General features: G+C 73.7%; 20 protein-coding genes and 2 pseudogenes. 12 read left to right on the top strand and 10 right to left on the bottom strand.

The genetic code is table 11. From position 1 onward, the window contains the following. Nucleotides 1-147: 147 nt before the first annotated feature. Genes ACZLMO_RS02995 through ACZLMO_RS02980 form a run of 4 tightly spaced genes read left to right on the top strand, consistent with a single transcriptional unit; the run spans nucleotide 148 to nucleotide 4,782 of the window. Nucleotides 148-981 (top strand): ABC transporter permease, encoded by an 834-nt coding sequence (locus ACZLMO_RS02995; RefSeq protein WP_425714606.1) that lies wholly within the window; start codon nucleotides 148-150, stop codon nucleotides 979-981. Further along, nucleotides 978-2,291, top strand: a complete 1,314-nt coding sequence (locus ACZLMO_RS02990; protein ID WP_425714605.1) for an ABC transporter ATP-binding protein — start codon at nucleotides 978-980, stop codon at nucleotides 2,289-2,291. The genes ACZLMO_RS02995 and ACZLMO_RS02990 overlap by 4 nt, the downstream gene beginning before the upstream one ends. Continuing rightward, nucleotides 2,288-3,652, top strand: coding sequence for a glycosyltransferase family 4 protein (locus ACZLMO_RS02985; RefSeq protein WP_463652789.1), 1,365 nt, complete (start codon nucleotides 2,288-2,290; stop codon nucleotides 3,650-3,652). Before ACZLMO_RS02990 ends, ACZLMO_RS02985 begins: the two co-directional genes overlap by 4 nt. Before the next feature lie 5 nt (nucleotides 3,653-3,657). Beyond that, nucleotides 3,658-4,782, top strand: coding sequence for a calcium:cation antiporter (locus tag ACZLMO_RS02980; protein ID WP_463652788.1), 1,125 nt, complete (start codon nucleotides 3,658-3,660; stop codon nucleotides 4,780-4,782). A 32-nt stretch (nucleotides 4,783-4,814) separates the two neighbouring features. On the opposite strand, the gene ACZLMO_RS02975 is transcribed toward ACZLMO_RS02980, so the two are convergent. Both ACZLMO_RS02975 and ACZLMO_RS02970 read right to left on the bottom strand, forming a co-directional pair. Beyond that, nucleotides 4,815-6,449 (bottom strand): glycosyltransferase family 2 protein, encoded by a 1,635-nt coding sequence (locus tag ACZLMO_RS02975; protein WP_425714602.1) that lies wholly within the window; start codon nucleotides 6,447-6,449, stop codon nucleotides 4,815-4,817. A 32-nt stretch (nucleotides 6,450-6,481) separates the two neighbouring features. Further along, on the bottom strand, nucleotides 6,482-6,886 hold the full coding sequence (locus ACZLMO_RS02970; RefSeq protein ID WP_425714601.1) for a hypothetical protein: 405 nt from the start codon (nucleotides 6,884-6,886) through the stop codon (nucleotides 6,482-6,484). Nucleotides 6,887-6,931: 45 nt separating this feature from the next. Here ACZLMO_RS02970 and ACZLMO_RS02965 point away from each other — a divergent pair, with 45 nt between their 5' ends. Beyond that, the gene (locus ACZLMO_RS02965; protein WP_463652787.1) at nucleotides 6,932-9,538 is read left to right on the top strand and encodes a glycosyltransferase; all 2,607 of its coding nucleotides are present in this window, start codon (nucleotides 6,932-6,934) and stop codon (nucleotides 9,536-9,538) included. Between the two features lie 444 nt (nucleotides 9,539-9,982). Here the strand turns inward: ACZLMO_RS02965 and ACZLMO_RS02960 are convergent. Both ACZLMO_RS02960 and ACZLMO_RS02955 read right to left on the bottom strand, forming a co-directional pair. After that, nucleotides 9,983-11,272 (bottom strand): annotated as a pseudogene (locus ACZLMO_RS02960) (ArnT family glycosyltransferase); the annotation flags it as partial. Further along, nucleotides 11,269-12,663 carry a hypothetical protein gene (locus ACZLMO_RS02955; RefSeq protein ID WP_463652786.1) on the bottom strand — a complete coding sequence of 465 codons (1,395 nt, stop codon included), beginning with the start codon at nucleotides 12,661-12,663 and terminating at the stop codon, nucleotides 11,269-11,271. The gene ACZLMO_RS02955 and the pseudogene ACZLMO_RS02960, both read right to left, overlap by 4 nt. A gap of 140 nt (nucleotides 12,664-12,803) precedes the next feature. Here ACZLMO_RS02955 and ACZLMO_RS02950 point away from each other — a divergent pair. The 3 genes and pseudogenes from ACZLMO_RS02950 to ACZLMO_RS02940 form a co-directional block, all read left to right on the top strand. After that, nucleotides 12,804-13,736 (top strand): annotated as a pseudogene (locus ACZLMO_RS02950) (glycosyltransferase family 2 protein); the annotation flags it as partial. A gap of 512 nt (nucleotides 13,737-14,248) precedes the next feature. Beyond that, the gene (locus ACZLMO_RS02945; RefSeq protein WP_463652785.1) at nucleotides 14,249-15,349 is read left to right on the top strand and encodes a glycosyltransferase family 4 protein; all 1,101 of its coding nucleotides are present in this window, start codon (nucleotides 14,249-14,251) and stop codon (nucleotides 15,347-15,349) included. Continuing rightward, nucleotides 15,346-16,383, top strand: coding sequence for a lysylphosphatidylglycerol synthase domain-containing protein (locus ACZLMO_RS02940; RefSeq protein ID WP_463652784.1), 1,038 nt, complete (start codon nucleotides 15,346-15,348; stop codon nucleotides 16,381-16,383). The genes ACZLMO_RS02945 and ACZLMO_RS02940 overlap by 4 nt, the downstream gene beginning before the upstream one ends. A gap of 27 nt (nucleotides 16,384-16,410) precedes the next feature. On the opposite strand, the gene ACZLMO_RS02935 is transcribed toward ACZLMO_RS02940, so the two are convergent. Then, complete coding sequence (locus ACZLMO_RS02935; protein ID WP_463652783.1) at nucleotides 16,411-18,555, bottom strand: SpoIID/LytB domain-containing protein; 2,145 nt, start codon at nucleotides 18,553-18,555, stop codon at nucleotides 16,411-16,413. A 179-nt stretch (nucleotides 18,556-18,734) separates the two neighbouring features. Between ACZLMO_RS02935 and ACZLMO_RS02930 the strand changes: the two genes are divergently transcribed. Further along, nucleotides 18,735-20,066 carry a hypothetical protein gene (locus ACZLMO_RS02930; protein ID WP_463652782.1) on the top strand — a complete coding sequence of 444 codons (1,332 nt, stop codon included), beginning with the start codon at nucleotides 18,735-18,737 and terminating at the stop codon, nucleotides 20,064-20,066. A 45-nt stretch (nucleotides 20,067-20,111) separates the two neighbouring features. Here the strand turns inward: ACZLMO_RS02930 and ACZLMO_RS02925 are convergent, their stop codons facing one another. Together ACZLMO_RS02925 and ACZLMO_RS02920 are read right to left on the bottom strand one after the other, a co-directional pair. Further along, nucleotides 20,112-21,089 carry a glycosyltransferase family 2 protein gene (locus ACZLMO_RS02925; RefSeq protein WP_463652781.1) on the bottom strand — a complete coding sequence of 326 codons (978 nt, stop codon included), beginning with the start codon at nucleotides 21,087-21,089 and terminating at the stop codon, nucleotides 20,112-20,114. Then, complete coding sequence (locus ACZLMO_RS02920; RefSeq protein WP_463652780.1) at nucleotides 21,086-21,700, bottom strand: dTDP-4-dehydrorhamnose 3,5-epimerase family protein; 615 nt, start codon at nucleotides 21,698-21,700, stop codon at nucleotides 21,086-21,088. The genes ACZLMO_RS02925 and ACZLMO_RS02920 overlap by 4 nt, the downstream gene beginning before the upstream one ends. 168 nt (nucleotides 21,701-21,868) lie before the next feature. Here ACZLMO_RS02920 and rfbD point away from each other — a divergent pair, with 168 nt between their 5' ends. Together rfbD and ACZLMO_RS02910 are read left to right on the top strand one after the other, a co-directional pair. Then, nucleotides 21,869-22,717 (top strand): dTDP-4-dehydrorhamnose reductase, encoded by an 849-nt coding sequence (rfbD, locus tag ACZLMO_RS02915; protein WP_463652779.1) that lies wholly within the window; start codon nucleotides 21,869-21,871, stop codon nucleotides 22,715-22,717. Between the two features lie 24 nt (nucleotides 22,718-22,741). After that, nucleotides 22,742-23,176, top strand: coding sequence for a hypothetical protein (locus ACZLMO_RS02910; protein ID WP_463652778.1), 435 nt, complete (start codon nucleotides 22,742-22,744; stop codon nucleotides 23,174-23,176). 124 nt (nucleotides 23,177-23,300) lie between these two features. Here the strand turns inward: ACZLMO_RS02910 and ACZLMO_RS02905 are convergent, their stop codons facing one another. From ACZLMO_RS02905 to ACZLMO_RS02895, 3 genes are all read right to left on the bottom strand, one after another. Continuing rightward, nucleotides 23,301-24,218, bottom strand: a complete 918-nt coding sequence (locus ACZLMO_RS02905) for a hypothetical protein (protein ID WP_463652777.1) — start codon at nucleotides 24,216-24,218, stop codon at nucleotides 23,301-23,303. Nucleotides 24,219-24,360: 142 nt separating this feature from the next. After that, nucleotides 24,361-25,230, bottom strand: a complete 870-nt coding sequence (gene rfbA, locus ACZLMO_RS02900) for a glucose-1-phosphate thymidylyltransferase RfbA (RefSeq protein ID WP_425714589.1) — start codon at nucleotides 25,228-25,230, stop codon at nucleotides 24,361-24,363. A gap of 4 nt (nucleotides 25,231-25,234) precedes the next feature. After that, nucleotides 25,235-25,993, bottom strand: coding sequence for a TIGR03089 family protein (locus ACZLMO_RS02895; RefSeq protein ID WP_425714588.1), 759 nt, complete (start codon nucleotides 25,991-25,993; stop codon nucleotides 25,235-25,237). A 127-nt stretch (nucleotides 25,994-26,120) separates the two neighbouring features. Here ACZLMO_RS02895 and ACZLMO_RS02890 point away from each other — a divergent pair, with 127 nt between their 5' ends. Beyond that, nucleotides 26,121-26,432 carry a WhiB family transcriptional regulator gene (locus tag ACZLMO_RS02890; protein WP_425714587.1) on the top strand — a complete coding sequence of 104 codons (312 nt, stop codon included), beginning with the start codon at nucleotides 26,121-26,123 and terminating at the stop codon, nucleotides 26,430-26,432.

Below are 26,432 nucleotides of genomic sequence, written 5' to 3'. Positions count from 1 at the left end.
TCCGACAGCTGCGGCACGGCGTCTTCCCCCGTCGACCGTCCGCAGCCCGACCCGGCGCCCCGCGGCCTCGCTGCCGCGGGGCGCTGGTCTACCCTGGTCGGTGCCCCGCGCCCGCGGAGCACCGGCGCCACGGGAGGGCGGACGCACGTGAGGTTCCTGCGCGACCTGCGCGGCTCGAAGGAGCTGCTGGTCAACCTCACGATGCGCGAGGTCAAGGGCAAGTACAGCCGCACCGCGCTCGGCCAGCTGTGGTCGCTCGCCAACCCGCTGGCCGCCATGGCGATCTACACGGTCGTCTTCGCCTTCATCATCCGGATCGAGCCGGACCCGGGCGACCCGTCCGGGCTCGACATCTTCGCCGTCTGGCTCCTGTGCATGCTCCTGCCGTGGACGTTCTTCACCAACGTCGTCACGGGCTCGATGAACGCGCTCGTCGGCAACGAGAACCTCATCAAGAAGGTCCACTTCCCGCGTGGCGCCCTCATCGTCTCCACGGTCGCGTCCTGGCTGTTCACGTGGTCGATCGAGATGGGCGTCCTCACGGTGGTCCTGCTGATCGTCGGCGCGAACCCGCTGCCGCTGCTGCCGCTGCTCGTCCTCGCGATGGCGGTGTTCGCGGTCTTCGCCATGGGCGCCGGGCTGCTCGCCTCGATCGCCAACGTCTACTTCCGCGACACCCAGCACTTCGTGACGATCCTGTTCCAGATGTGGTTCTACCTCACGCCGATCGTCTACCCCGTGCGGCTCGTCGCCGAGCAGTCGGAGCGCATCGGCGACCTGCTCGGGCCGATCTCGATCCTCGACGTCTACCTGCTCAACCCGCTCGTCCAGTTCGCCGAGGTCTTCCGCAACCTCCTGTACGACAACCGCCTGCCGGAGCTGAGCACCACGCTCGTCGTCCTCGCCTGGGCGGCCGGCACCTTCGTGGTCGGCGCGCACCTGTTCTCCCGGCACGAGAAGGGACTGGCCGAGGCCCTGTGAGCACCGAGACCCCCGGCGCCGCCGCGATCACGGTGGACGACGTCTCCAAGCGGTTCCGCGTCTACCACGAGCGCAACCAGACGCTCAAGGCCGCCGTCATGCGGCGCCGTCGCTCCGTGCACGAGGACTTCTGGGCGCTCAAGGACGTCTCGCTCGAGATCCCCGAGGCCTCGACGTTCGCGCTCGTGGGGGACAACGGCTCGGGCAAGTCGACCCTGCTCAAGTGCCTGGCGAAGATCCTCTACCCGACCTCCGGGTCGATCACGACCCGAGGTCGGATGGCGGCGCTACTCGAGGTCGGCTCCGGCTTCCACCCCGAGCTGTCCGGGCGGGACAACATCTACCTCAACGGCTCGATCCTCGGGATGACGCGGCCCGAGATCGACGCGAAGTTCGACGACATCGTCGGCTTCTCCGGCGTCGAGCAGTTCATCGACCAGCCCGTGAAGAACTACTCGTCCGGCATGTACGTCCGCCTCGGCTTCTCCGTGGCCATCCACGTCGACCCCGAGATCCTGCTCGTCGACGAGGTCCTCGCGGTCGGCGACGCCGCGTTCCAGGAGAAGTGCGCCGCGAAGTTCGCGCAGTTCCGCCGCGAGGGTCGCACCGTCGTCGTCGTGTCCCACTCGATGCCCACCCTGCGCACGATGGCCGACCAGGCCGCGTGGCTCGACCACGGCGAGCTCAAGGCCGTCGGCCCCGCCTCCCACGTCCTCGAGCGCTACCTCGACTCCACCCACGCCTCGACCCGGCTGGACGACAAGGGGCGCACGCACTGGGGCTCGGGCGAGCTGACGATCGAGGAGGTCGAGGTTTTCGGCGCCGGCGGGCCCGGCAGCCCGGTGCGGCAGGACGAGGACATGACCGTCCGCGTGCACTACGACGCGCACGAGCCCGTCACCGACCCCGTCATGGGCATCGGCATCGAGCACACCGACGGCACCTACCTGTGGGCGTCCAACACGTTCGACGACGGGCCGCGGCTGGGCACGATCCGCGGCCGCGGCGTCATCGACTGCTCGGCCGGGCGGGTCCCGTTCGCCCCCGGCGGCTACGTGGTCGTCACCTCGCTCACCGACTCGACCACCCAGCACACCTACGACCAGGTGCGGGACTCGGCTCGGTTCGTCGTCGAGAACGGCGCGACGCGGTGGTGGGGCGGGTACATCCAGTCCGCCTCCGCGTGGGCCGTCCCGGCCGGCGCCCCGGAGCCGACCGGACAGGACGGGCCCACGGGGATCGTCCCCATGGAGAGCGCGGACCCGACCCCGGACCTCGACGGCGCCCCCGACCCCGAGGAGACCCGATGACCGACCGCCGACGCATCCTCGTCGTCACCCTCGACACGCTCGCCGAGCGGATGGCCGGCCCGGCGATCCGGGCCTTCGAGATCGCCCGCGCGCTCGGCGCGGAGCACGACGTCCGGCTGGTCACGTTCGGGGGCTGCTCGCGGCAGGGGGAGGGCTTCACGACGGCGCAGACCACCGTCGAGACCTTCCGCGCGGAGGTCGGGGCGGCGGACGTCGTCGTCGTGCAGGGGTACGTCGTCTCCACCTTCGACTGGCTGCAGGACGCGGACGTGGTGCTGGTGGTCGACCTGTACGACCCCTTCCACCTCGAGTCCCTCGAGGTCGAGCGCTTCCGGCCCGCCGCCGAGCGGCACGCGGCCCTCGCCCGCGCGCTCACCGAGCTCGGCGCCCAGGCGCGGCGCGGCGACCTCTTCCTGTGCGCGTCGGGCAAGCAGCGCGACCTGTGGATCGGGCACCTCGCCGCGGCCGGGCGCGTCAACCCCGACACCTACGACGCCGACACGTCGCTGCGCTCGCTCATCGACGTCGTCCCGTTCGGCACGGACCCGGTGGCGCCCGTGCAGCGAGCCCACGGCATCAAGGGCGTGGTCGACGGCATCGCGGCCGACGACCCGGTGATCCTGTGGGGCGGAGGCGTCTACAACTGGTTCGACCCGCTCACCGTCATCCGGGCCGTCGACCGGGCGCGCGCGGCGGTGCCGAACCTGCGCCTGTACTTCCTCGGGATGAAGCACCCCAACCCGGACGTGCCCGAGATGGCGATGGCCGTGCGCACCCGCGAGCTGTCCGACGAGCTCGCCCTCACCGGCACCCACGTGTTCTTCAACGAGGACTGGGTGCCCTACGAGCGCCGCGCCGACTACCTGCTCGACGCCGACATCGGCGTCTCCGCCCACTTCGACCACGTCGAGACCGCGTTCAGCTTCCGCACCCGCATCCTCGACTACCTGTGGGCCGGGCTGCCGATCGTCTGCACCGACGGCGACCACTTCGGCGCGCTCGTGACCGCCGAGGGTCTCGGCGCGGCCGTGCCCGCCGAGGACGTCGACGCGCTGGCCGACGCGCTGACGGGCCTGCTCACCGACGAGGCGCGGCTCGCGGACGTGCGCGAGTCGGTCGCCCGGGTCGCGGCCACGCACACGTGGACCGACGCCCTCGCGCCGCTCGTCGCGTTCTGCCGGGACCCGCGACGGTCCGCGGACGCGGGGCGGCTCGCCGCCGAGCGCGCCGCCGGGGTGGAGCCGGGACAGGTCTCGCGGGCCACGCGGCTGCGGGCCGACGTCGGCGGGGCGTGGCGGACGCTGCGCGCCGACGGTGTGGGCGGCGTGACGCGGAAGGTGCGCCGCCGGCTCGGGCGGTAGCGCGGGTGGCCGTCCTCACCCCCGCGGCATGGCTGCGCCTGGCGATCGGCTGGGGCGCCGTCCTCGCGCTCGCCCTCGCCGGCCCCCTGCTCGAGCCGCCCGTCCCGGGCCCGCTGCTCGTCGGCACGCTCGCGGTGATCGTCGGCGTCATCCTCCTGTGCGCCTTCGGCGTGGTCGGCGAGGCCGAGCACCTCGCCCGGCGCCTCGGCGACCCCTACGGGTCGCTCGTGCTCACGCTGTCGATCGTCGTCATCGAGGTCGTCCTCATCTCCGCCGTCATGCTCGGCCCAGGCGACCACGCGACGATCGCCCGCGACTCCGTCATGGCGGTCTCGATGATCATCCTGTGCGCCGTCGTCGGGCTCTCCTTGCTCGTCGGCGGGATGCGGCACGGCGACCTCGAGCACAACCGCACCGGGACCTCGAGCTACCTCGCCGTGCTCGTCGTGCTCGTGGCGCTGGCCTTCGCGCTGCCGGCCGCGATCGGCACGGACGGCTCGTACACCGGGGGCCAGGCGGTGGTCGTCGTCGCTCTGACGGTCGTGCTGTACGCCTTCTTCCTCTGGCGCCAGACGGGCGCGCAGGCCGACGACTTCCGGGAGGTCGACCCGCGGGTGCGGCAGGACTCGGCGGACGGCGACGTCGGGGCGTCCCTGGGCGAGACGTTCGCCGCGCACCGCACCGAGATCCTCCTGCGGGCCGGCCTGCTCGTCGTCACCGTCCTCCCGATCGTCCTGCTCTCGCACGACATGGCCGCGCTGCTCGACGACGGACTCGGCCGCCTCGGCGCGCCCGCCGCCCTGTCCGGGCTGCTCATCGCGTGCATCGTCTTCCTGCCGGAGTCGATCACCTCGGTGCGCGCGGCGCTCGCCGGCGAGGTGCAGCGCGTGAGCAACCTCTGCCACGGCGCTCTCGTGTCGACGGTCGGCCTGACGATCCCCGCCGTCCTCGTCATCGGCGCGCTCACGGGGCAGCAGGTGGTGCTCGCGGAGTCGCCGGCGAACCTCCTGCTCCTCGGCGTCGCGCTGGTGCTCTCGGTGGCAACCTTCGCCGGCCGACGCGTGACGGCGGTCCACGGGGCGGTGCACCTGACCGTGTTCGCGGTCTACGTGCTCGCGCTGTTCGCCTGACGCGACCGGCGCCGCTCCGGACACGCGCCCGGTCAGACCCCCCAGTACCAGGGGTCGAGCGCCGTGACCCCGGACCACCAGGTCACGGCCGCGTGCTCGCGGTCGGTCACGGTCGCATCCCGGGTGACCGACTCGTGGTGGACCACCCGCACGCTCCCGGCGCAGACCGTCCGCAGCCCGGCGGCCCGGAGCTTGAGGCAGTAGTCGACGTCGTTGTAGCTGAGCGGCAGGTCCTCGCTCAGGCCCCCGACACGCACGAACGCCTCGCGCGGCGTGAGCAGGCAGGCGGCCGTCACGGCGAGGTGCTCGAGGTCGGCGCTGCCCACCCCGAACCGGCGCTCGCCGTCGGCCTCGTGCGCGAGGAGGTGGGACGGCGTGCGGTCCGCGCTCATGACGATGCCGGCGTGTTGGATCGTGCCGTCGCCGTAGAGGAGGCGCGCCCCGACCGCGCCGACGCCGTCCTCGAGCCCGATCGCGACGAGGCTGCGCAGCCAGGTCGGCTCGACGATCTCGGTGTCGTCGTTGAGCAGGAGGACGAGCTCGCCGGTCGCCGCGCCGACGCCGGCGTTGATCGAGCGCGAGAAGCTGAACGGGCCGTCGACCTCGACGACGCTCACCCGCGGGTCGAGGCCGCGGCAGTGCGCGGCGACGCCCGGGTCGGTCCCCTCGGAGGTGACGACGACGACCTCGTAGTCGGGGTAGTCGGTCCGCTCGAGCAGGGTCGCCAGCGCGACGTCGACCGAGCGGACCTCGCCGCCGGGGGTCGGCCGGTGCCCACCGCCGGTGGGGATCACGATGCTCACCCGGGGAGCGGTCGGCAGCGCGCGCTCGAGGACGAGATGGTCCGACGGCGGGGCGGAGGTCTCGTGCGAACCCTCGTCGGCCCCGGCCCCGGCTCCGGCGCCCGATTCGGCCCCGAGACCGGTCGGTGTCTCGTGCGGCCGGACGACGACGTTCCCCGACCCGCGGCGGACGAGCGAGCGCTCGACGGCGGCCGCCCCGGCGTCGAGCAGCTCGGCCGGGTCGGAGGCGCGGGCGAGCGAGGTGAGCGGCAGGTGGAGGACGTGCGGGCTCGGCGCGAGCGGGTCCCCGGCGCCCAGGTGCTCGGCGAGGCGCAGGTGGAGGTCCCACTCGGCGGCCGGGTCGTCGGTCAGCCCGCCGACCTCGGCGAGCAGGTCGGCGCGGACGAGGGTGAGCCGGCCGAGGACGTCGAGGTGGTCGAGCGCCCGCGGCATCCATGACGGCTTGGCGTGCGTGCGGCCGTCGGGCAGGCGCTCGTCGGCGTTGACCACGCGCACGTCCGGGGCGGCGTCGATCGCCTCGAGCATCGCGGCCGGCACGCCGGGCTCGAGGGAGTCGCCCGCGCCGAGCACGCCGACCCAGTCGCCCCCGGCCGCCGCGGCCGCCGAGGGGAGGTCGCGGTAGCGGGGCGGGGGTGCGGGTGCGTCGCCGAAAGGTTCGGGTGTGGGGGAGTCGGTGGAGTGTGCAGCCGCCCCGTCGGTGGGCGAGCCGGCCGGGAGCTCGGGCCCGATCTCCAGCAGCTCCCACGGCCCCTCGCCCTGCGCCTCGAGCGACGCGCGCGTGGCGGCGAGCTGCTCCTCGGTCCCGGGCAGGACGAGCAGCGAGATCCGCGGCGGTCCGGCGGCGGGGGTGTCGTCGTCGGGCATCTCGCTCGTGGCCCCGTCCGTCCCCGGGGCGGTCACTCGCCGCCGCCCGGGAGCCGGCGGCGGACCGCGCGCAGGGCCCGCGCCGGATCGGTGACGGCGACCTTCGCCCGGCCGGGCACGGACGCGAGCAGCCGGCGCGCGCGGGACGGACCGGCGTCGTCGTCCGGGGCGCCGCCCCCCGGCGCGCGGGTGGACCCGGGGTTCTGCAGCTCGCGGATGTCGTCCTCGAGCTCGGTGTGGCGAACCGCGAGGTCGCGCAGGAGCCGGTCCTGGAGCGTGATCGTCGCGCGCGCCTGGCCGAGCGCCGCCTCGGCCTCCAGCGTGCGGCGGGACCAGGCGTCCCGGCCGAGGAGCTCGAGGCGGCCGGCGAGCGTGGCGTGCAGCTCGGCGTCGGTCGCCGCGAGGTCGTCGAGCCAGGTGGAAGGGGTCTCGGCCATGCAGCCAAACTAGTGCGACCGGCCCCGCTGCCTAGGATCGGGGGCATGCGCGTCGCCCAGGTCTCGGCCCACTACCCGCCGAATTTCGTCTCGGGCGGCACGCTCGTCCCGCGGCGCATCGCGCGGGCGCTCGCCGCCGCCGGGCACGAGGCCCACGTCTACGCCGGCCACCTCGACGACGCGCGCCCCGCCCTGTCCACCTGGGACGACACGGACACCGGTGAGCACGGCACCGTGCGGGTGCGGTGGATCGAAACCCACCCCTACACCTCGTGGTCGGACAGGAAGAACTGGGCCAACCCCGCCGTCGAGGCCGACTTCCGCGGGTGGCTCGAGGACGTGCGGCCCGACGTCGTGCACCTGCACTCCCTGCAGACCCTCGGCGGTTCGCTCGTGCGCGCGGCCAAGGAGTCCGGCGCCGCGGTGGTCGTCACCGCCCACGACTGGTGGTGGCAGTGCACGCGCCAGTTCCTCGTGGACCAGGACCTGCGGCCGTGCGCGCTCGTGGTCGGCTGCGGCGTGTGCCGGTGCGAGCGCGGGCGCGACGCCGCCGACGCCCGACTCGCGGCGCTGGCGACCGAGCTCGCCCACGCCGACGTCGTGCTCGCCCCGTCCGCCTCCGCCGCCGCGACGTTCCTCGCCAACGGGGTGCCCGCTGAGCTGCTCGAGGTCGACGAGAACGGGCTGCCGGGCGTGGGGGAGGACGAGGGCCCGACGACGAGGCCGGCGCCGGTGCCGCGCACGGGTGACGGGCCGCTGCGCCTCGTGTTCGCCGGCGGCAACGACCCCGTCAAGGGCGGGCCGCTCCTGCTCGACGTGGCGCGCAGGCTCGCCGCGGAGGACCCGGACCGGGCGTGGACGCTCGACATGTACGGGACCCGGGCCGACGGCGACTCCCCGCTCCCGCCGCAGGTCCGCCTGCGGGAGCCGTTCGCCCCGGAGGAGCGCGCCGAGGTCCTCGCGGGGGTGGACGTCCTCGTCCTGCCCTCGATCATGCGCGAGTCGCACTCGATCCTCACCCGGGAGGCGCTCCTCGCCGGGCTCGCGGTCCTCGCGACCGACACGCTCGGGCCCGAGGAGGCCGTCGCGGAGGACGTCAACGGGTGGATCGTCCCCGCCGGCGACCCGGACACGCTGCTCGCGCGCCTGCGGGACCTCGTGGCCGACCCCGTCGCCGCGCGCGCGAGAACCGGGCAGGGCGCCGCGAGCCCGGTGCGCGCGCTGTCCGACCAGGTCGCGGGGCTCATCGAGCGGTACGCGGCGATGAGCGGGCAGCCTGCGGGGGAGGAGTCGGGGGCGATGACCGGGGCGTTGACCGGGGCGGGGGCGGCCGAGCGGGCCCTCATGCGCAAGGTCCTCTTCGTCAGCGGCATCCAGGGGGCGCCGCAGCGGTACCGCACCCAGCTCGCCGCCGAGGCGCTCGGCCTGCACGGCGTGGCCGCGCGGGTGCGGCACTACCGCGACCCCCGGCTGCTGCAGGAGGCGCAGTCGTGCGACGCCCTCGTCCTCTACCGCGTGCCGGCGACCGACCAGATCGTCGAGCTCGTCGCGTCCGTCCGCGCTCGCGAGCGCGCCGTGCCGGTCCTCTTCGACATCGACGACCTCATCTTCGACCCCGCCCTCGAGGGGCAGGTCGACGGCCTCGAGGGGATGCCCGCCGACGAGCTCGCGCTGTGGTGGCGGGGCGTGCGCCGCTACCGCACGTCGATGGAGCTCGCGGACGCCTACGTCGGCTCGACCCAGACCCTGTGCGAGCACGCCACCGCCGTCACCGGGATGCCCTCCTACCGGTTCCCCAACGGGGTCGGCACCCTTCTCGCGCGCCGCTCCGACGCGGCGCTGCGGCGCGAGCGGGCCGAGGGCCCGGTCCGGATCGGCTACTTCTCGGGCACGACCACGCACGACGCCGACTGGGCCATGGTCGAGCCCGCCGTCATCGAGGTCCTGCGGCGCCACCCGGCCACGGAGCTGTGGCTCGGCGGCCACCTCACGTCCACGCCGGCGCTCGAGCCCTACGCGGAGCGCGTGCGCCGCCTCCCGTTCGTCCCCTGGTACGACCTGCCGGACCTCCTGCGGGACGTCGACATCAGCCTCGCCCCCCTCACGCCGGGCTCGATCTTCAACGAGGCCAAGTCCGCCATCAAGTGGCTCGAGTCCGCCCTCGTCGAGACGCCGGTCGTCGCCTCGCCCACGCAGCCCTTCCGGGAGTCGGTCACGGACGGCGTCACCGGGTTCCTCCCGGCCGACGTCGAGGGATGGACGGACGCCCTCGACGCGCTCGTGCACGACCCGGCCCTGCGGCGTCGCGTCGGGGCCCGCGCGCGACGGGAGGCGCTGCTCACGTGGTCCCCGCACGTCCAGGGGCGGACCTACCGCGAGCTGCTGATCGACGCCGCGGCGCGGGTGCGCAGCGAGGGGCCGCGGGTCTCGACCGGCTGGAATCCGGTGACCGACGACGAGCCGTTCGACGCCGCCGGCGCCCACGTCGAGCCGTACGCGCTGCCGCGCTCGGGGCTACGCGTCCCGCCGGCGATCGCCGGGAGCCGGGCCGTCCGCCTGCTCGGCGCCGCCCGCCGCGTCCGGCGCGACGCCGGCACCGTCGAGCTCGTCCGCCGCGGGGTCGGCAAGGTCCGGGGCCGGCTCGGCCGCTGAGGCTGCCGGGGCCGCCTCGCCGGTCGCCGCCCGGCCGGTCGTCGTCGCGCCGGCGGTCGTCAACGGGCGCGCGCCGTTCGTCGTCGTGCCCGTCGTTCCCGGGGTGACCGCGACGCGACCTTCGGCGTCGCGCCGGGTTTGGATCGCGAGCAGCGCGAGGGAACCGAGGGCGGCCGCCACGGTGGCGGCGGCGAGGGCGAACAGCTTCGGCACGCCGACGTGGCTCCAGTTGTTCCAGCGGCTCAGGCCGGTCGAGAAGGTCTCGTAGAACTCGACGTAGAACGCGTCGAACCCGAACCACAGCCCGTACCCGGCCAGCGCGAGGCAGAGCGCCGCGGCCCCGACGCGCGCCGCGACCATCGGCCCGGGCGCCAGACGTGCGGTGACCCGCTCGAGCAGCACGGCGAGCGCCACGAGGATGCCGAGGATCGCCACGTACAGGTACCGGCCCTGCAGCCCGGCGAGCAGGCCCGTGGAGTAGTACTCGACGATCGCGCCGTAGACCACCACGCCGAGCACGCCGACCCACGCGGCGAGCAGCACGAGCAGGTGCCGCCGGTGCCGGCCCGCGAGGACCACGCCGACGACGACGAGCACGAGCGTGAGGTAGGTGAGCGCGTGCTGGAACCAGCTCGGCATCGGCGACTCGAGCCAGCCGTAGTTGCCCCACGTGCTCGTGACGATCGACCGCTCGGCGCCGACCGCGAAGTCCCACATGTTGAGGCCGAGGTGCGAGGTGTCCTCGAGCGGCTCGCGCCCGGGGTAGCCGTCGGGCTGGAACGTGCCGTGGACGACGAGGTTCTTCAGCCACCACCAGCCGCCGATCGCGAAGGCGACCCCGAGGGACCAGAACCCGCCGAGCGCGCGCCGACCGAGCGGACGGTCGGAGGCGGGCGAGAGGAGGAACGCGAGCGCCACGATGGGGATGAACCCGAGCATGAAGCCCTTGGTCATGAGGCCCGCGCCGAGCACCGCGCCGAGGCCGACGACGTGCCGCCAGTCCCACCGGCTCGTCAGCACGACCGCGCTGAGCGCGAGCACGCCGGCGCCGCACAGGTTGAGCAGGGCGTCGTTCGTCACCGCCGAGCCGACGAACAGCAGCTGCGAGGGGGCGGTGAGGGCGAACGCGCCCACGAGGGAGGCCGAGCGGGAGGCGCCGAGCCGCCGGGCCGCGACGACGACGAGAGGGACGACCCCGGCCACGAGCACGACGTCGAGGAGGCGCAGGGCGAGGAGCTGGGTGTCCCAGCGCCAGTCGTCCGCGCCGAGGACGGTGAGGTACCCGGCGGCGAGCGCGTAGTAGCCCGGCGGGTGCTGCGTCATCTGGTCGACCTGCTCGAACAGGGTGACGCGGTGGTCGACGTCGAGGACGACGGTGCGGTCCGCGACCGCCGGCGGGTCCGGCACCGCCAGGACGAACGGCAGCTGGCCGGAGGTGACGTCGGCGCCCGGGTGCGGGTGGGAGTTCTGGCGGATGAGCTCCAGCCCGGTGTCGACCCAGCCCGCCTCGTCCGCGGCCACGTGCATGCCCTGGAGGAACGTCTGCTCGCCCGGCGCCGGCCAGCCGCCGCCGTCGGCGAGGCGCAGGACCGTGTTGACGTGCTGGGGCTCGTCGGGCGCGCGGAACCCGGGCGTGATCGTCGCCCAGAGCGCGCCGATCCCGGCCACGAGAAGGGTGACGGCGAGGACCGCGACCCGGAAGACGTCCCGACGGCGGCGCGGGGCGGATGTCATAGAACTCCTGAGAGGGACAGCCACATGACGGCGACGCTGACGGCGACGCCGACTTGGAGGAACGTGCCGAGACGGCGGTGGTGCAGGGAGGCGACGAGCGCCGCCACCGTGATCGGCAGCAGGGTGATCGCGTACCGGCCCGAGATCAGTCGGAAGGCGTGGTCGGAGCTGAGGACCTCCTGGCCCTGGACGATGATGCCCGCCCCGATCGTCCCCGCGATCGCCGCCAGGCCGAGGAGGCGCTCCGCGCGGCCGGCGCCGAACGCGACGAGGACCATGAACGGCGCGGCCGCCATGAGGACCCACCAGGCCGCCGTCACCGTGTCGAGCTGCCAGCCGGTGAGCTCGCCGGGGAACTGCGAGGACTTCACGAGCCCGAACGCGTCGAACAGGGTGGGCACGGTCTCGTCCCACGGGCTGCCCTCGACCGGGCGCGTGCTGATCCCGTACAGCGGGTTGTCCCAGCCCTCGGCCCCTCGCCCGGCCTGGAACCGGGACCAGCCGACCATGCAGGCGGCGACGACGGCGACCGGCGCGAGCACGGTGGCCGCCCGGCGCCCGAGCGTGCGCCAGTCGCGCCGCCGCACGTCCGCGACCGCCATGGTGGCGATCAGGCCGACGACGGCGAGGATCGCGACGGCGCTCATCACCTTGGTGCTCGCGGCCAGCAGGGCGACGAGCGTGGGCCACAGCCAGCCGATGCGGCCGTGCAGCGCCCACCGGCCGAGCACCCACAGGGCGCCGGCTCCGACGAGCATGGCCGGGCCGTCGTTCGTCACCTGCCAGCCGGAGACGATGACGGGCTCGAAGGCCAGCAGCAGCGCCGCGCCCGAGGCCGCCGTCGGCCTCGGCAGGCGCCACGTGCGCAGGGCGGCGTACACCGCGACGACGCCGGCCGTGAGCCACAGCGCGTTGGCGAACCGGGCGCCGGTGGAGAACTCGAGGCCGACCGCCTCGGCCACCAGCCCGGTGGCCGCCGGCGTCACGTAGTACGTGGGCGGGTGGAAGGAGTTGTAGTTCTGCCCCAGCGCCGGGTAGGCCGTCGGCTCGACCTCGTCGGCCAGGGCGTCCTCGCACGAGGGCAGGTCGGGCAGGTTGGACTGCCCGCGGCACGACCACTGGTCGAGGACGTAGTCGGAGAGCCGGTCGCCGTCGGCCGGCAGGTTTCCGTGCGCCACCTGGTAGGCGTAGTCGAGGTGGGTCTGCTCGTCGAGCGCGGACAGCGAGGTGCCGAACAGGATCGCCGTCACGCTCATGAGCAGGGCGAGGACGCCGACTCCGCCGGCCCAGGGGAGCTCGGGCCGCAGGCGCGCCCACCTGGTCTCCGGCTGCTCCGACGGCAGGTCGGGGGCCGGTGCTCGAGCACCCCCGTCGTCCACGCCGTCTGCCACCAGTGATCTCCCCTTCACGCCGAGGGGACGTCCCAGGCCTCGCGCGGCCCCTACGGTACCCTGGCCAGGTTCCGGGCCAGCCCGACCGCTGCCTCGCGGGGCAGCCGCGGGTGCGCCGCGACCGACACCCGAGGTACCCCATGAAGCTGTTCGTGCAGATCCCGTGCCTGAACGAGGAGGAGACCCTCCCGCTCGTCCTGGCCACCATCCCGCGGGAGATCCCGGGGATCGACGAGGTCCACATCCTCGTCGTCGACGACGGGTCGACGGACCGCACCGTCGAGGTTGCGAAGAACCTCGGCGTCACCCACTTCGTGCGGCACTCGCGCAACCAGGGGCTCGCCCGCTCGTTCCGCGACGGCGTCGACTACGCCCTGGCCCACGGCGCGGACATCGTCGTCAACACCGACGGCGACAACCAGTACCCCCAGGAGGTCATCGGCGAGCTCGTCCAGCCGATCGTCCACAACGAGGCCGACATCGTCATCGGCGACCGCCAGACGGCGACGATCGCCCACTTCTCGCCGTTCAAGAAGGCGATGCAGAAGGTCGGCTCCGACGTCGTCAACCTCGCCGCCGGCACGAAGCTGCCCGACGCGGCGTCCGGGTTCCGGGCGTACTCCAAGGAGTCGCTCATCCGGCTCAACGTCGTCACCCAGTTCTCCTACTGCATGGAGACGATCATCCAGGCGGGCAACAAGCGCCTGCGGATCGCGTCGGTGCCGATCGCGACGAACCCGAAGACCCGCGAGTCCCGGCTGTTCAAGAACATCTGGCAGCACATGTTCAAGTCCGGTACGGCGATCATCCGCTCGTACCTCATGTTCAAGCCGCACGCGATCCTCGGCACCGTCGGCACGATCCTGCTCGTCGCCGGGCTTGTGCCGTTCGTGCGGTTCCTCGTCCTGTTCCTCATGGGCGAGGCCGGCGGGCACGTCCAGTCCCTCATCTTCGGCACAGCGGCCCTCGTCGGCGCCCTGCTGAGCCTCGCGCTGTCCGTCATCGCCGACCTCCTGCGCACCAACCGCGTGCTGATGGAGGAGAACCTCGAGCGGGTGAAGTCCCTTCAGTACTCCGACCACGCGATCTCGGCCCGGCTCGGCGAGACCTCGACGGCCGTGATGGACGGACCGTCCGTGGTCCTCGACGGCCGGCCCGACCCGTCCGTCACGGCCGGGGGTCGCGGCGCGGACGCGCAGCCGGGTCGGGACGCCGCCCGCGTGGGACCGGCACCGGGCGACGCCCCGTCCGCCGGCACCGCGCCGCGGGCCGCGGAGCCGACGACCGGACGCGCGACCGTCCCCGAGGTCCCCCACCTGAGAACCCCGGCCGCCGTGGTGCCCGGCTCCCATGACTACGCCGTCGCCCCGAACGGGGCCGCGTCCGGGGTCGACAGCAACGGGGTGCCGCGGGACATCGGCGGCATCGGGGGCGACGACCACGCCGGGTACGAGCCGGCCGGATACGCGTCGGCCGGGGCCGACGGCTACGGCGCGCCCGAGGCGAACGGCACGAACGGGTACGCGACCGACGGCCACGCCGACGTCGCCGCGCCCGAGGAGCTGCGTCAGGGGCGTCCGGGCCGGTGAGGGTTCTCGGCTTCGGCACCTACGACACGTCCGTCCACCCGCGTTCCGGGGTCCTGCTCGCCGGCCTCGCCGCGCGCGGCGCCACGGTCCGCGAGCTCGACCGCCCGCTCGGCCTGACCACGGCGGACCGGGTCGACATGCTGCGGCGGCCGTGGCTCCTCCCGCGGCTGGCCGCGCGTCTGGCGCGTCGCTGGGCCGGGCTCGTCGACGGCTCGTTCGCGTTCGGCGGCGAGCGGGCGCCCGACGTCGTCGTCGTCGGCTACCTCGGACACTTCGACGTCCTCCTCGCCCGGGCCCTGTTCCCGCGCGCGACGATCGTCCTCGACCACCTCATCTTCGCCGCGAGCACCGCGCGGGACCGGGGCGTCGACGACCGGGTCCGCGGAGCCGCGCTCTCGGCGCTCGACCGGATGGCGACCGGCGCGGCGGACGTCGTCGTCGTCGACACCGAGGAGCACGCCGAGCTCGCGGCGCCGGCCGTGCGCGAGCGGACCGTCGTCGTCCCCGTCGGTGCGACCGAGGTCTGGCGGCTGGCGGGGGAGCGGCACGCCACGAGCACCTCGGCCACGCCCCGCATGGTCTTCTACGGGCTGTTCACCCCGCTGCAGGGCACCGTGACGATCGCCCGGGCGCTCGCCGAGCTCCACCGGCGCGGGGTCCCGCTGCGCGTCACTCTCGTCGGCACGGGGCAGGACCACGCCGAGGCGCGGGCCGTCCTGGGCGGCGTGCCCGGGATCGAGTGGGTCGACTGGGTCGCTCCCGACGAGCTGCCGGACCTCGTGGCCGCCCACGAGATCGGTCTCGGCATCTTCGGCGACACCGACAAGGGCCTCAAGGTCGTGCCGAACAAGGTCTACCAGTCGCTCGCCGCGGGCTGCGCCGTCGTCACCTCCGACACCCCGCCGCAGCGCCGGTTCCTCCGCGACGCCGCGCTGCTGGTCCCTCCGGGCGACCCGGCCGCGCTCGCCGATGCGCTCGAGCGCCTCCTCGCGGACCCCGAGCGGGTCGCCGACCTCCGCGCCCGCGCGCGCGAACGGGCCCGCGACCTCACGCCGTCCGCCGTCGTCGAGCCCCTGTGGCGCGAGCTGGTCTCGTGAAGAAGATCCTGGGTGCCCTGAGGTCGCCGTGGGTGCGCGGCCTGTTCCTCGTCGCGGCGATCGGTGCGGCCGTCCTGGCGGTGGCCAACCAGTGGGACATCGTCGTCGACTCGCTCAGCCAGATGCCGTGGTGGATCGTCGTCGTCGGCCTGCTCGTCTCCGTCCTCTACGTCGTCGCGACGATGCTCTCGTGGCGCGAGGTGCTCATCGACCTCGGGTCACGGCTCGGGCTCGCCCCGGCGGCGCGGCTGTTCTTCGTGTCCCAGGTGGGCAAGTACCTGCCGGGCGGCGTGTGGAACATCGTGGCTGCCGCCGAGATGGGCAAGGACATCGACATCCCGCGGCGCCGGTCGGTCTCCGGCATGGTCGTCTCGCTGCTCGTCTCCATCGTCACGGGCCTCGCGCTCGCCGCCGGTGCGGTGGCGTTCGACCCGGCCGTGCGCTCCGAGGTCGGGTGGGTCGTCTGGTTCCTGCCGGTGTTCGTCGTCGTGCTCCTGCCGCCCGTGCTCAACCGCATCCTCGGCGTGGCGCTGAGGCTCATCCGGCGCCCTCCGCTCGAGCACCCGCTCTCCGCCGGCGGCGTGCTGAGGGCGTCCTCGTGGGCGATCGTCGGCTGGCTGCTGGCCGGACTGCAGGTGTGGCTCATCGCCACCGCCGTCGGTCTGGACCCCACGCTCGGGACGTTCGCGCGTGCGGTCAGCGGCTACGCGCTGGCGTGGGTGGTCGGGTTCCTCGTCGTCATCGTGCCCGCCGGCGTGGGTGTGCGCGAGAGCATCCTCGGCATCATGCTCGCCGGTCTGCTCAGCGGGGGCGGCGTGCTCGTCACCATCCTCATGTCGCGGGTGCTGCTCACCGTGGTCGACCTCGCGCTGGGCCTGGGCACCGGGGTGCTCGTCCGGCGGCACGCGCCGCAGGGTGCCGCCGAGGTGGCGGTCGACGAGGCAGGGCCGGTGCCTGCGGACGAGGCGGGCCCGGTGCCCGCGGACGGGACTGGGTCCGTGCCTGCGGACGGGGACGGGCAGCCCGAGCGCTGAAATCTCGGCGGTGAGCTCGTGGGCCTGCTACCAGGCCTCGACGCGGTGCACGCCCAGGGTGTCCTCGCCGTCGCCGTCCCAGTCGCCCACGACGACCGAGTCGCTCGCGCGTCCGAAGGCGAGCTCGATGTCCGCGTCGCCCGAGGTCAGCTCGTTGCGCACGAGGTAGGTGTTGCCGCGGCGCACGGCGAAGGTGTCGATCCCGTCGCCGTCCCAGTCGCCCACGAGGACCGTGTCGCCGGCCCGGCCGTAGTCGAGCTCGGCATCGGCCCAGCCGGAGACCAGCGAGTTCGACACGAAGAACCGGTTCCCGCGGCGCACGGCGAGGGTGTCGACGCCGTCGCCGTCCCAGTCGCCGACGAACACCTCGTCGGCCGCCCGGCCGTAGTCGAGCACCGTGTCGGCGACCCCCGACGTCAGTGCGTCGCGCAGGAGGTAGGTGTTCCCGCGGCGGACCGCGAAGCTGTCGGAGCCGTCCCCGTCCCAGTCGCCCGTCAGCAGCACGTCGCCGGCGCGGCCGTAGTCGAGGGTGGTCGTCGTCGCGCCGGTGTGGTCGCGGGCGAGCGTGAGGCGGTTGCCGTCGCGCACGCCCACGGTGTCCGTGCCGTCCCCGTCCCAGTCGCCGGCCAGCGGCGCGGACGTGGTCGCGCCGAGGCGAACCTCGTGGTTCGCCCAAGCGGTCCAGGCGTCGTTGAGGAAAAACACCGAGGGGTACTCCTCGGGCACCGGCCGCCACCAGCTCGAGCGCATGCCGAGGCGACGGGTGAACTCGGTGGTGACGTCCACCGGGCCGGTCGTGCAGTCGAGCCGCAGGCCGGTGATGCGCCCGCCGAGGTCGCCCCGGCCGTCGCGCGCGGTGACGACGAGGCTGCGCACGGTCCCGCCGGCGGCGCACCGGGCGTCGACGTCGGTGGCGCGCAGCGTGGTCGACCAGCTCGTCACCGGGTCGCCGGGGGCGGTCCCGGACCACGGGTCCGCGCGGGCCACGAGGTAGGGGCGCGAGCCGGCCACCGAGTAGCCGCCGTTGGAGGAGGAGAACTGCGTGAACGCCGGGCCCCACGCGCCGCCGGCGGTCGTCCGCCCCTCGAGGATGCGCCCGTTGGTCGAGGCGATCGCGGTGTCCGTGCGGGCGTGCTCGTGGCCGGTGAGGGCGCCGCTCGCGCTCACGGAGCCGCGGCCCGCGTAGACCTGGCAGCTCGTCGTGTCGCACAGGTCGTAGATGCCGCCGGTGCGCATCTCGTGCCGGGCGTACGTGCGGGCGGCCACGGACTGCGCCTCGAGGGCCGAGTAGTGCCAGGACGCCGGCGCCTCGCGCGGGACGACCGAGCGGAGGTAGTCCTCCATCCGCACGTGGTTGACGACCTCCAGCGTGCCGGAGGTGGGCTGGACGGCGGCCTCGCCGCGGTACCAGGTGCCGCCGCCGGTGGGGGAGGCCCCGACGACGACGCCGTCGTTCGTGGCGAGCGTGACCGGGGCGGTGGTCGTCGTCGACCAGCCGACGGACCCGCCCGGCGTGGCGCGGTGCTCGAGCCGGAACCCGGTCGACGTGCGCGTGACGGTGAGGCGGCCGCCCGCGGGGGCGCCGAGGTTCGTCCCGCCCGCGGTGGCGCGCAGCGTCTGGCCCGACGGCGCCCACGCGGTGACCGATGTCCGACCCGCGAGGGCGAGGAGGCGGATGCGGACGACCGGGTTGCCGATGTCCGCCTGCCGCGTGCCCGGGTAGTAGAAGGAGAGGATGTCGGCGCTGCTGACGCCCTGGAGCGCCGCGCCCTGGGCGCCCCACTGGGACATGCCGATGCCGTGGCCCCAGCCGTGGCCCTCGATCTCCCACGTGCCGTCGGCGGGGCGCGGGTAGACCTCGGTGGCGGTGGTCCCGGCGTCGGTGGTGGCCTCGGGTGAGGCGTCCGTCGACCCCTCCGGCAGGGCGCCCGCGTCGGGTGCGCCGATGCCGTCCGGGGAGCCGATCCCGTCGGGTGAAGTGGTGCCGTCCGGCGACGACGAGACACCGTCCGACGACGACGCCGCGTCACCGGGCGATCCGTCGTCGTCGGGGGAGTCGGTCCCGACTGGCCCGAGCGGGGAGGCGACGGCGGCCGACGGGGCGACCAGTGCGGCGCCGGCGGTGGCGAGCGCGAGCCACAGGGTGGCGAGGCGCGGACGGGGGAAGGACATCTGGGCTCCTCAGCGGGCACCTGGACGACCGGTGGATCGGGCGTCTCTGGCCGGATTCTCTCTCAACTCGAGGGGTCGGTGGGCCGTCGGATGAAACTCGTCCACATGTCAGCGTTTGGCCATAACCTGCAACCGTTCGGTGGCGATGGGTCACCGCTCCGAGAATGGAGACGCTCGGTATGAGATGGAAGAAGGCGGCCCCGGTCGCAGCAGTCGCAATGCTGGCAAGCATCGGTCTTGCCGCAGTCGGTACACCCGCGGTCGCCAAGGGTGGTGAGGTCGGTGGGTCCGGAGAGGAATACTTCCTCAATGACGCATGGACAGCGAATGCCAACATCAGCTTTGTCTACGGGGCACCGGACGACGAGGTGTATGTCGGCGACTGGGACGGTAACGGGACCGACACGGTCGCCATTCGGCGTGGGGCAACATTTCATTTCCGGAACACCAACTCGAGCGGTCCGGCCCACATCGAGGTGACGTACGGGCGTCGCGGCGACGTCGTTCTCATGGGGGACTGGGACGGTAACGGGACAGACACCTTTGCCGTGCGACGCGGGGCTGAGTATCACGTGCGCAACGAGCTCGCGGGTGGTGCGGCGGATCGGGTCTTCACGTATGGGCGGAGCAGCGACACGGTGCTCGTGGGGGACTGGGACGGTAATGGCACTGACACCTTCGCCGTGCGCCGTGGCCGCGAATACTTCGTGCGCAACGAACTCGCGGACGGTTGGGCCGATCACCAGGTCGCGTACGGCAGGGCTGGCGATGCGGTGTACGTCGGTGACTGGGACGGCGAGGGCACGGATACATTCGCTGTGCGTCGTGGCGCGGAATACTTCGTGGCGAACTCGATGGTGGCGGGCCCGGCGGACTACACGATCGTGTATGGACGATCGAGTGACGTCACGCTGGTGGGCGACTGGAACGGCGACGGTGCGGACACCCTTGGCGTTCGTCGCGCGGCTGCGCTGCCGGTGGCCCCTGAGCACCCGGCACCCGAGCCGCCGGCGCCGAACCCTGGTGCCCGCACGTTCGGAGACGGAACACACTCGGTGGGTCGGATCGGAGTCGCTCCGGGGACCTACCGTGCGTCAGCGGCAGATCCAACTTGCTACTGGGCTCGCCTGTCCGACTTTTCCGGAAGAGATGACAGCATCATCGCGAACGGAACTGGATACCCCCGACCAATCGTGACCATCGAGGCGTCCGACGCCGCGTTCGAGAGTGACTGGTGTGGAACATGGGTCCCTGTCGGACAGACGTACCCGGCCTCGCCCGCTACACGGTTTGGCGATGGCTATTTCGTCGTTGGCGAGCACATTGCAGCTGGTATGTATCGAAGCACCGGTGGCGAGTACTGCACCTGGCAACGTATGTCCGGCTTCACCGGTGACTGGGATGACGTCATTGGCTACGGGTACGGCAACGGCCGGCAGACCGTTTCCATCTCCGCCAGCGATGAGGGCTTTGCAGCCGGCGGATGCGGAACCTGGACGCGCGTCGGCTGATCGGACGGCGCGGGTGGTGCCCAAGGGGCGCCGCGCGAGCCGCTTTCAGCGAGCGGGACCGGTGCGGCCGAGCACTCCGTCGACCACACCCCGCATCATCCTCCGTGCGCGGTCGATCCGGCCAGGAACAAGAAGTGAATTGAAGGCGACGTACTTGCCCAGCCACACGGCGTAGCCGACCGCCCACGCCGGCGGTAGCAGCCCCGAGCGCAGGAGCAGCACGGTGTTGCGCGCGAGGAAGTAGGTGCGGAAGGCCGAGTGGACGTGCACCTCCTGGGCGCGCCCGGGCAGCTTGACGAGGCTGTCGCCGAGGGCATGGTCGAGCCGCGCGGTCGTCACGGCGAGCAGGCGGTACCCGGCCCGCCGCGCGCGCAGCCCCCACTCGAGGTCGACGTGGTCGATGAACCAGTCCGCGTTCATCGGACCCACGCGCTCGAGCACCGCGGCCGGCACGAGGCAGCCCGAGGCGATGAGGAAGGCGGCGTCGATCAGTCCGTCGTCGTCGACCTCGTCCGGCCGTGCGCGCCGCGGGCCCCAGCGCCGCGCCACGTAGACGAGCTCCTCGGTCTCCGAGCGCACGTCACCCGCGACGGGCCCGACGGCGCCGACCGGTCCTCGTGCCTGCCCATCGCCGCGGTCCAGGCCGGCGAGCAGCTCGGCCACCATGTCCGGCGCGGGCAGCGAGTCCTGGTCGCTCAGCAGCACGTGGGTGGCCCCGTCCGCCACCGCCCGCTCGATCCCGACGTTCTGCGCGTGCGCGATGCCCGTGTTCTCGCCGAGCGCGACGAGCTCGGCGCCGTGGCGCTCGCAGGCCGCCTCGAGCCCCGAACCGCCGGGCCCGTTGTCGACGACGACGACGCGCGCGCACTGGGCGCCCAGCGCCGCGAGGAGCGGGTCGAGCCGCTCCAGTTCGGGGGTGTACGTGACGACGACGGCGCACACCGCGGTGTCGACCGCCGTCGGGCCGTGCCCTCCCGCCCCGTGCGCCGGTGAGGCGCTCTCCCGAGCCGGGCCCTCGCTCACCTCAGGCTCGCGTAGAAGTCGGCGGCCTCCTGCGCCGTGGGGAGCAGGCCCTGGTCGGCGACCTCGGCCAGGCTCGGTGCCGCGGAGTCCTTGTCCGAGAGCAGCAGCTCCATCGGGTTGCCGGCGCGGTCGACGCTCGGCCACTCGATGCCGATGGCGGGGTCGAACGGGTGGATGCCGTGCTCGCGGCCGGGCGCGTACTGGGTCGAGCACATGTAGACCGCGGTCGAGCCGTCCTCGAGCGAGCAGAAGGCGTGGCCGATGCCCTCGCCGACGTAGATCGCGCGGCGGTCGACGTCGTCGAGGAGGACCGAGTCCCACTGACCGTAGGTGGGGGAGCCGACCCGGACGTCGACGACGACGTCGAGCAGCGCGCCGCGCGGGCACCACACGTACTTGGCCTGCGAGGGCGGCAGCTGCGCGAAGTGGATGCCGCGCAGGACGCCCGCGGCCGAGACCGAGCTGTTGGTCTGGGCCAGGGAGAGCGTGTGCCCGACGACCTTCTCGAACTCGCTCGACTTGTAGGCCTCGAAGAACACGCCCCGCGGGTCGGTGAACTGCTTCGGGGTGATCTCGTAGGCGCCGCCGACCTTCAGCTCGCGGATCTCCATGGGGTGGTCCTTCCGTCGCGCGGGTGTGGTCGTCAGCGGCGCGGGTGTGCGCGGTACGTGGCCGCGCGGGACCGGGCCGCGTGCCGGGCCAGCCTAGCCGCGCGGGGCGCCACTACTGTGGTCGTGGTCGTCGCGCGGAGGGGCCGGGCGGGCCGAGGGAGGCACGACGTGCGCTGGATGGTCACCGGGGCGGCCGGGATGCTCGGCCAGGATCTTGACGCCGCGCTCCGTGAGGCGGGCGAGGACGTGACGGCGCTCGGCAGGGACGACCTCGACATCACGGACCCCGCGCTCGTCGCGCGGACCGTGCGGGACATCGACGTGGTGGTCAACTGCGCAGCCTGGACCGCCGTCGACGACGCCGAGGACGCCGAGCCCGCGGCCTTCCGCCTCAACGCCGTCGGCCCGCAGCTCCTCGCCCGCGCTGCCGCGGCCGCCGGTGCGCGCACCGTCCACGTCTCCACCGACTACGTGTTCGACGGCGTCGCGAGCGAGCCGTACCCGGCCGCCGCGCCGATCGCCCCGGCGTCCGCGTACGGCCGGACGAAGGCCGCCGGTGAGTGGGCCGTGCGCGCCGAGGACCCGCGCGCGCTCATCGTGCGGACCGCGTGGCTCTACGGCGCCGGGGGAAAGTGCTTCCCCCGGACGATGGCGCGCCTGGCCGGCGAGCGCGACTCGCTGTCCGTCGTCACCGACCAGGTGGGCCAGCCGACCTGGACCCGCGACGTCGCGGACCTGATCGTGCGCCTCGTCGCCGCCGACGCCGCCCCGGGGACCTACCACGCGACGAGCTCGGGGCAGGTGAGCTGGCACGGCTTCACGCGCCTCATCGTCGAGACGCTCGGCAAGGATCCGGCCATGGTGGGGGAGACGACGGCGGACGCGTTCCCCGCGAAGGCCCCCCGCCCCGCGTACTCGGTGCTCGGGCACGACTCGCTGCGCGCGGCCGGGGTCGAGCCGATCGGTGCGTGGGACGAGCGCTGGCGCGCCGCGGCACCCGAGGTCCTCGGGGCCTGAGCCGTGGCGCCCGGGGACTGAGCCGTGACCGTGCGCACCGCTGCCGACCCGGCCGTGATCGGCCTGGTCGAGGCGTGCCTGACGTGGGCGTTCCGGTCGGCCGGCGTCACGGTGGCCGTGGTCCCCGGCGAGCCCGTGCCCGGCGAGCACCCGACGGTTCGGGTAGCGGTCTCGGGACCGCGTCTCACCGAGCCGTTCAGCTATGACCGGGAGCTGGTCGGCATGAGTCACGGGACGGCGAGCTGCGCGGCGGCGACGATCTTCGACGACGTGCAGAACTACCTCGACGAGGGCGAGCTCTACGGCCTCCCGGTGCCGCCGTGCGGCGCGCACCCGCGGCACCCCGCGAACCTCGACCCCCACGGCACGACGGCCCGGCTGCGCTGCAGCGCCGAGGCCGCGGACTGGTTCGAGGACTTCCCGGGCCGGCTCGACGTGTCGGTCGTCGCGGGGGCCTGAGCCGTGGCGCCCCCGGGCCTGACGACCTGCCGGCGCGGCCCAACGCCCACCGATGGGGGGGAAAGCGGCAGATTCTCGCCGCCATAACTGCCGCTTTCCCCCCAGTCGTGGACGGTGGGCGCGGTCAGCGCGTCGCGACGACGAGGTGCAGCTCGCCCGGGTCCGCACGGCGGGGCGTCACGCGCAGCGCGCTCAGCGGCGCGCACACGGCGATCCCGATGCCGAGCAGCTCGAGCAGCTCCTCGGAGTGGATGAGCTCGGAGAGGAACCGGTTGTGGACGTCCGGGGCGTACGTGCGCAGCTCGCCGGTGAGCATCTCGACACCGACAGCACCGGCGAAGAACACGAGGATCCCCGCGATCATCAGCCACCGCGCGCGCCGTGGCAGCCGGATGGCGCACATGACGACGCCGACCACCACCGCGATCGCCAGCGGGATGCCGATCATCAGCCAGGCGTAGGTGATCGAGGCCTCGATGCCGAGCCGGTCGACGACGAGCGGCAGCCGCTCGTGCAGGCTCGACGCCTCGTCGACGGCGAAGGCGGCGAGCCCCAGCCCGAGGAGCACCCACGGCCAGGCGGCGCCGGACCGTTGGCGCCGGACGAGCCACGCGCACAGGCCGCACAGCACGGCCCCGGCGGTCATGAGCATCGTCGACCAGGTGGTGGCCACCGAGTTCTCGAGCGCGACGTCGAAGATGTGGTGCCACTCGCCGCCGCCGTAGAACAGCCCGCCCCCGGTCCAGCGGGTGGGGATGTAGCTGGCGACGGTGACGAGCAGGGAGACCACCGACAGCGCGAGGGCCACGCGGCGCCACGGGACGACGGCGAGGCCGGAGGGCGCCGGGTGCGTAGTCGTGGCGCCGGCGGTCGGGGTGCCGGGTCCGGGCTCATCGCGGGTCGGCGACGATGCGGCACGCGTGTCGTCGTCGTGCTCGGTTCCGGGCTCCGTCGTGGACGGGACGCCCGAGCCCGCGCCACTCCCGGGCGCGCCGACCGCAGGGGAGGCCGCGCCCCCGAGGTGTCCTGCGGGTGACGTCATGATGAACGTCATCCCAGCACGGCGTCATGAGAAAGTGATGACAACCGGGCGAGAGAGTCGTCAGGCGTGTCGCCCGGCGGCTCGTCGCCAGGCGGTCGGCTCGTCGCCCGCCGGCGGGGCAGATGGTCGGCGTGTCAGCCGCTCAGCGACCGCGGGCGAGGATCCCGAGCAGGTACTCCCCGTACCCGGACTTGCGCAGCGGCTCGGCGCGCTCGCGCAGCTCGTCGTCGGTGAGGAAGCCCATGCGCCAGGCGACCTCCTCCGGGCAGCCGACCTTGAGCCCCTGCCGGGCCTCGACGGTGCGGACGAACGCGGTCGCGTCGGCGAGCGAGTCGAAGGTGCCGGTGTCGAGCCAGGCGGTGCCGCGGGGGAGGACCTCGACGGACAGGCGACCGGCCTCGAGGTAGGCGCGGTTGACGTCGGTGATCTCGTACTCGCCGCGGGCGGAGGGCTCGAGGTTCTTCGCGATCTCGAGCACGTCGTTGTCGTAGAAGTACAGGCCGGGCACGGCGAACGAGCTGCGCGGCTGCGCGGGCTTCTCCTCGATGGAGATCGCGCGGTGGTCGGCGTCGAACTCGACCACGCCGTAGGCGGTCGGGTCGGCCACGTGGTACGCGAACACGGCCCCGCCGTCGACCTCGGTGTTGCGGCGCAGCCGCGTGCCCATGCCGGGGCCGTAGAAGATGTTGTCCCCGAGCACGAGCGCCGCGTGGTCCGTGCCGACGTGGTCGGCGCCGAGGACGAACGCCTGCGCGAGACCGTTCGGCTCCGACTGGACCACGTAGTCGAGGCTGATGCCGAACTGCGAGCCGTCGCCGAGGAGGCGCTGGAACTGGGCCTGGTCGTGGGGCGTCGTGATGACGAGGATGTCCTGGATGCCCGCCAGCATGAGCGTGGTGAGCGGGTAGTAGATCATCGGCTTGTCGTAGACCGGCACCATCTGCTTGCTCACGCCGATGGTGATGGGGTGCAACCGGGTGCCGGCGCCGCCGGCCAGGATGATTCCGCGCATCGCCCTAGTCTGCCGCCTGCAGCGTCGCGCGCTCCACCTCGGCGAGTCGCGCCGCCTCCTCGGGCGAGGTCCCCGGGGCGAGGAGCACGGCCGAGCCGCCCGCGAGCCAGGTGCCGAGCACCCACGCGACCCCGTGGGCCGTCGAGGTCGGCACGAGCGCCACGCGCGCACCACGGTCGAGACCCCGCCCGACGGCGGCACCCGCCTCAGCGGTCGGGTCCCCCTCGGCGGGGGTCGGCGGGAGGATGAGCTCGTCGGGCTGGGCGAGCGTCTCGGCGGAGGCGTCGAGAGCCCCGGCCGGGAGGTCGCCGGCCCAGCGCATCGACATCGAGGGCTCGGCCAGCGCGAGCACGGTGCCGGCGACCGCGCCCGCGGCGGCGGGCTCGTGCGTGACGGTGGCCAGCGGGGCCGTCGCAGGGGCCGTGGCGGACGGCCCGGCACCCGTGGAGCCCGCGGCACCCGTTGAGCCCGCCGGTCCCGCACCGTGGTCGGCGGCCGGGGCGCCGGACAGGTGGGGCGTGACTCCGACGACCAGGGCCCCGAGCGTCCACAGCGGCGCCCGCCAGGACGGGGGGAGGTCGACGGCCAGCAGGTCGCCGGGCTCGGCGTCCAGCTCGTCGCGCAGGAGACCGCCGATCTTGCTCGCCCACTGGCGGGCGACGCGGCCCGAGACCTCGAGCCGCCCGTCGGGCGCGTAGGCGGTGACGGCGGGCGCGGCTCCGAGGGTCGCGAGATGGTCCATGATCAGCAGGGCATCGTGCACCGGACCAGGCTACGTCCCAGGGCGACACGCCGGGCGACGCGCCGTGATGCTGGTCCCTCCCCTTGACGGGGTGCGGATGACACGGGTGTAATTCACGCCAACGGCGGCGACTGGAGCAGTGACTGACATGTGGAACATCCTGGGTGACGGACCCTTGACCACGTCCTGGGAGGACACCGACCTCTCGGGGCTCGAGCACCTCGACAACGGTGACGAGGGACCCCTGTCCTGGCAGGACCGCGCCCTGTGCGCGCAGACGGACCCCGAGGCGTTCTTCCCCGAGAAGGGTGGCTCGACCCGGGAGGCCAAGCGGGTGTGCTCGTCGTGCGACGTGCGCTCGGAGTGCCTGGAGTACGCGCTGGAGAACGACGAGCGGTTCGGCATCTGGGGCGGCCTCTCGGAGCGCGAGCGCCGCCGCGTCAAGCGTCTCGCCGTCTAG

The sequence above is a fragment of the Georgenia sp. G2120 genome, assembly GCF_055326485.1.
Note: the sequence above shows the minus strand (reverse complement) of the source record. Positions and strands in the feature narration are given on the sequence as shown.

Coding starts and splice junctions, on each gene's coding strand:
- ACZLMO_RS02985 (WP_463652789.1), top strand. CDS start 2,288: ATGACCGACCGCCGACGCATCCTCGTCGTCACCCTCGACACGCTCGCC.
- ACZLMO_RS02975 (WP_425714602.1), bottom strand. CDS start 6,449: ATGCCCGACGACGACACCCCCGCCGCCGGACCGCCGCGGATCTCGCTG.
- ACZLMO_RS02970 (WP_425714601.1), bottom strand. CDS start 6,886: ATGGCCGAGACCCCTTCCACCTGGCTCGACGACCTCGCGGCGACCGAC.
- ACZLMO_RS02965 (WP_463652787.1), top strand. CDS start 6,932: ATGCGCGTCGCCCAGGTCTCGGCCCACTACCCGCCGAATTTCGTCTCG.
- ACZLMO_RS02935 (WP_463652783.1), bottom strand. CDS start 18,555: ATGTCCTTCCCCCGTCCGCGCCTCGCCACCCTGTGGCTCGCGCTCGCC.
- ACZLMO_RS02930 (WP_463652782.1), top strand. CDS start 18,735: ATGAGATGGAAGAAGGCGGCCCCGGTCGCAGCAGTCGCAATGCTGGCA.
- ACZLMO_RS02920 (WP_463652780.1), bottom strand. CDS start 21,700: ATGGAGATCCGCGAGCTGAAGGTCGGCGGCGCCTACGAGATCACCCCG.
- ACZLMO_RS02905 (WP_463652777.1), bottom strand. CDS start 24,218: ATGACGTCACCCGCAGGACACCTCGGGGGCGCGGCCTCCCCTGCGGTC.
- rfbA (WP_425714589.1), bottom strand. CDS start 25,230: ATGCGCGGAATCATCCTGGCCGGCGGCGCCGGCACCCGGTTGCACCCC.
- ACZLMO_RS02890 (WP_425714587.1), top strand. CDS start 26,121: ATGTGGAACATCCTGGGTGACGGACCCTTGACCACGTCCTGGGAGGAC.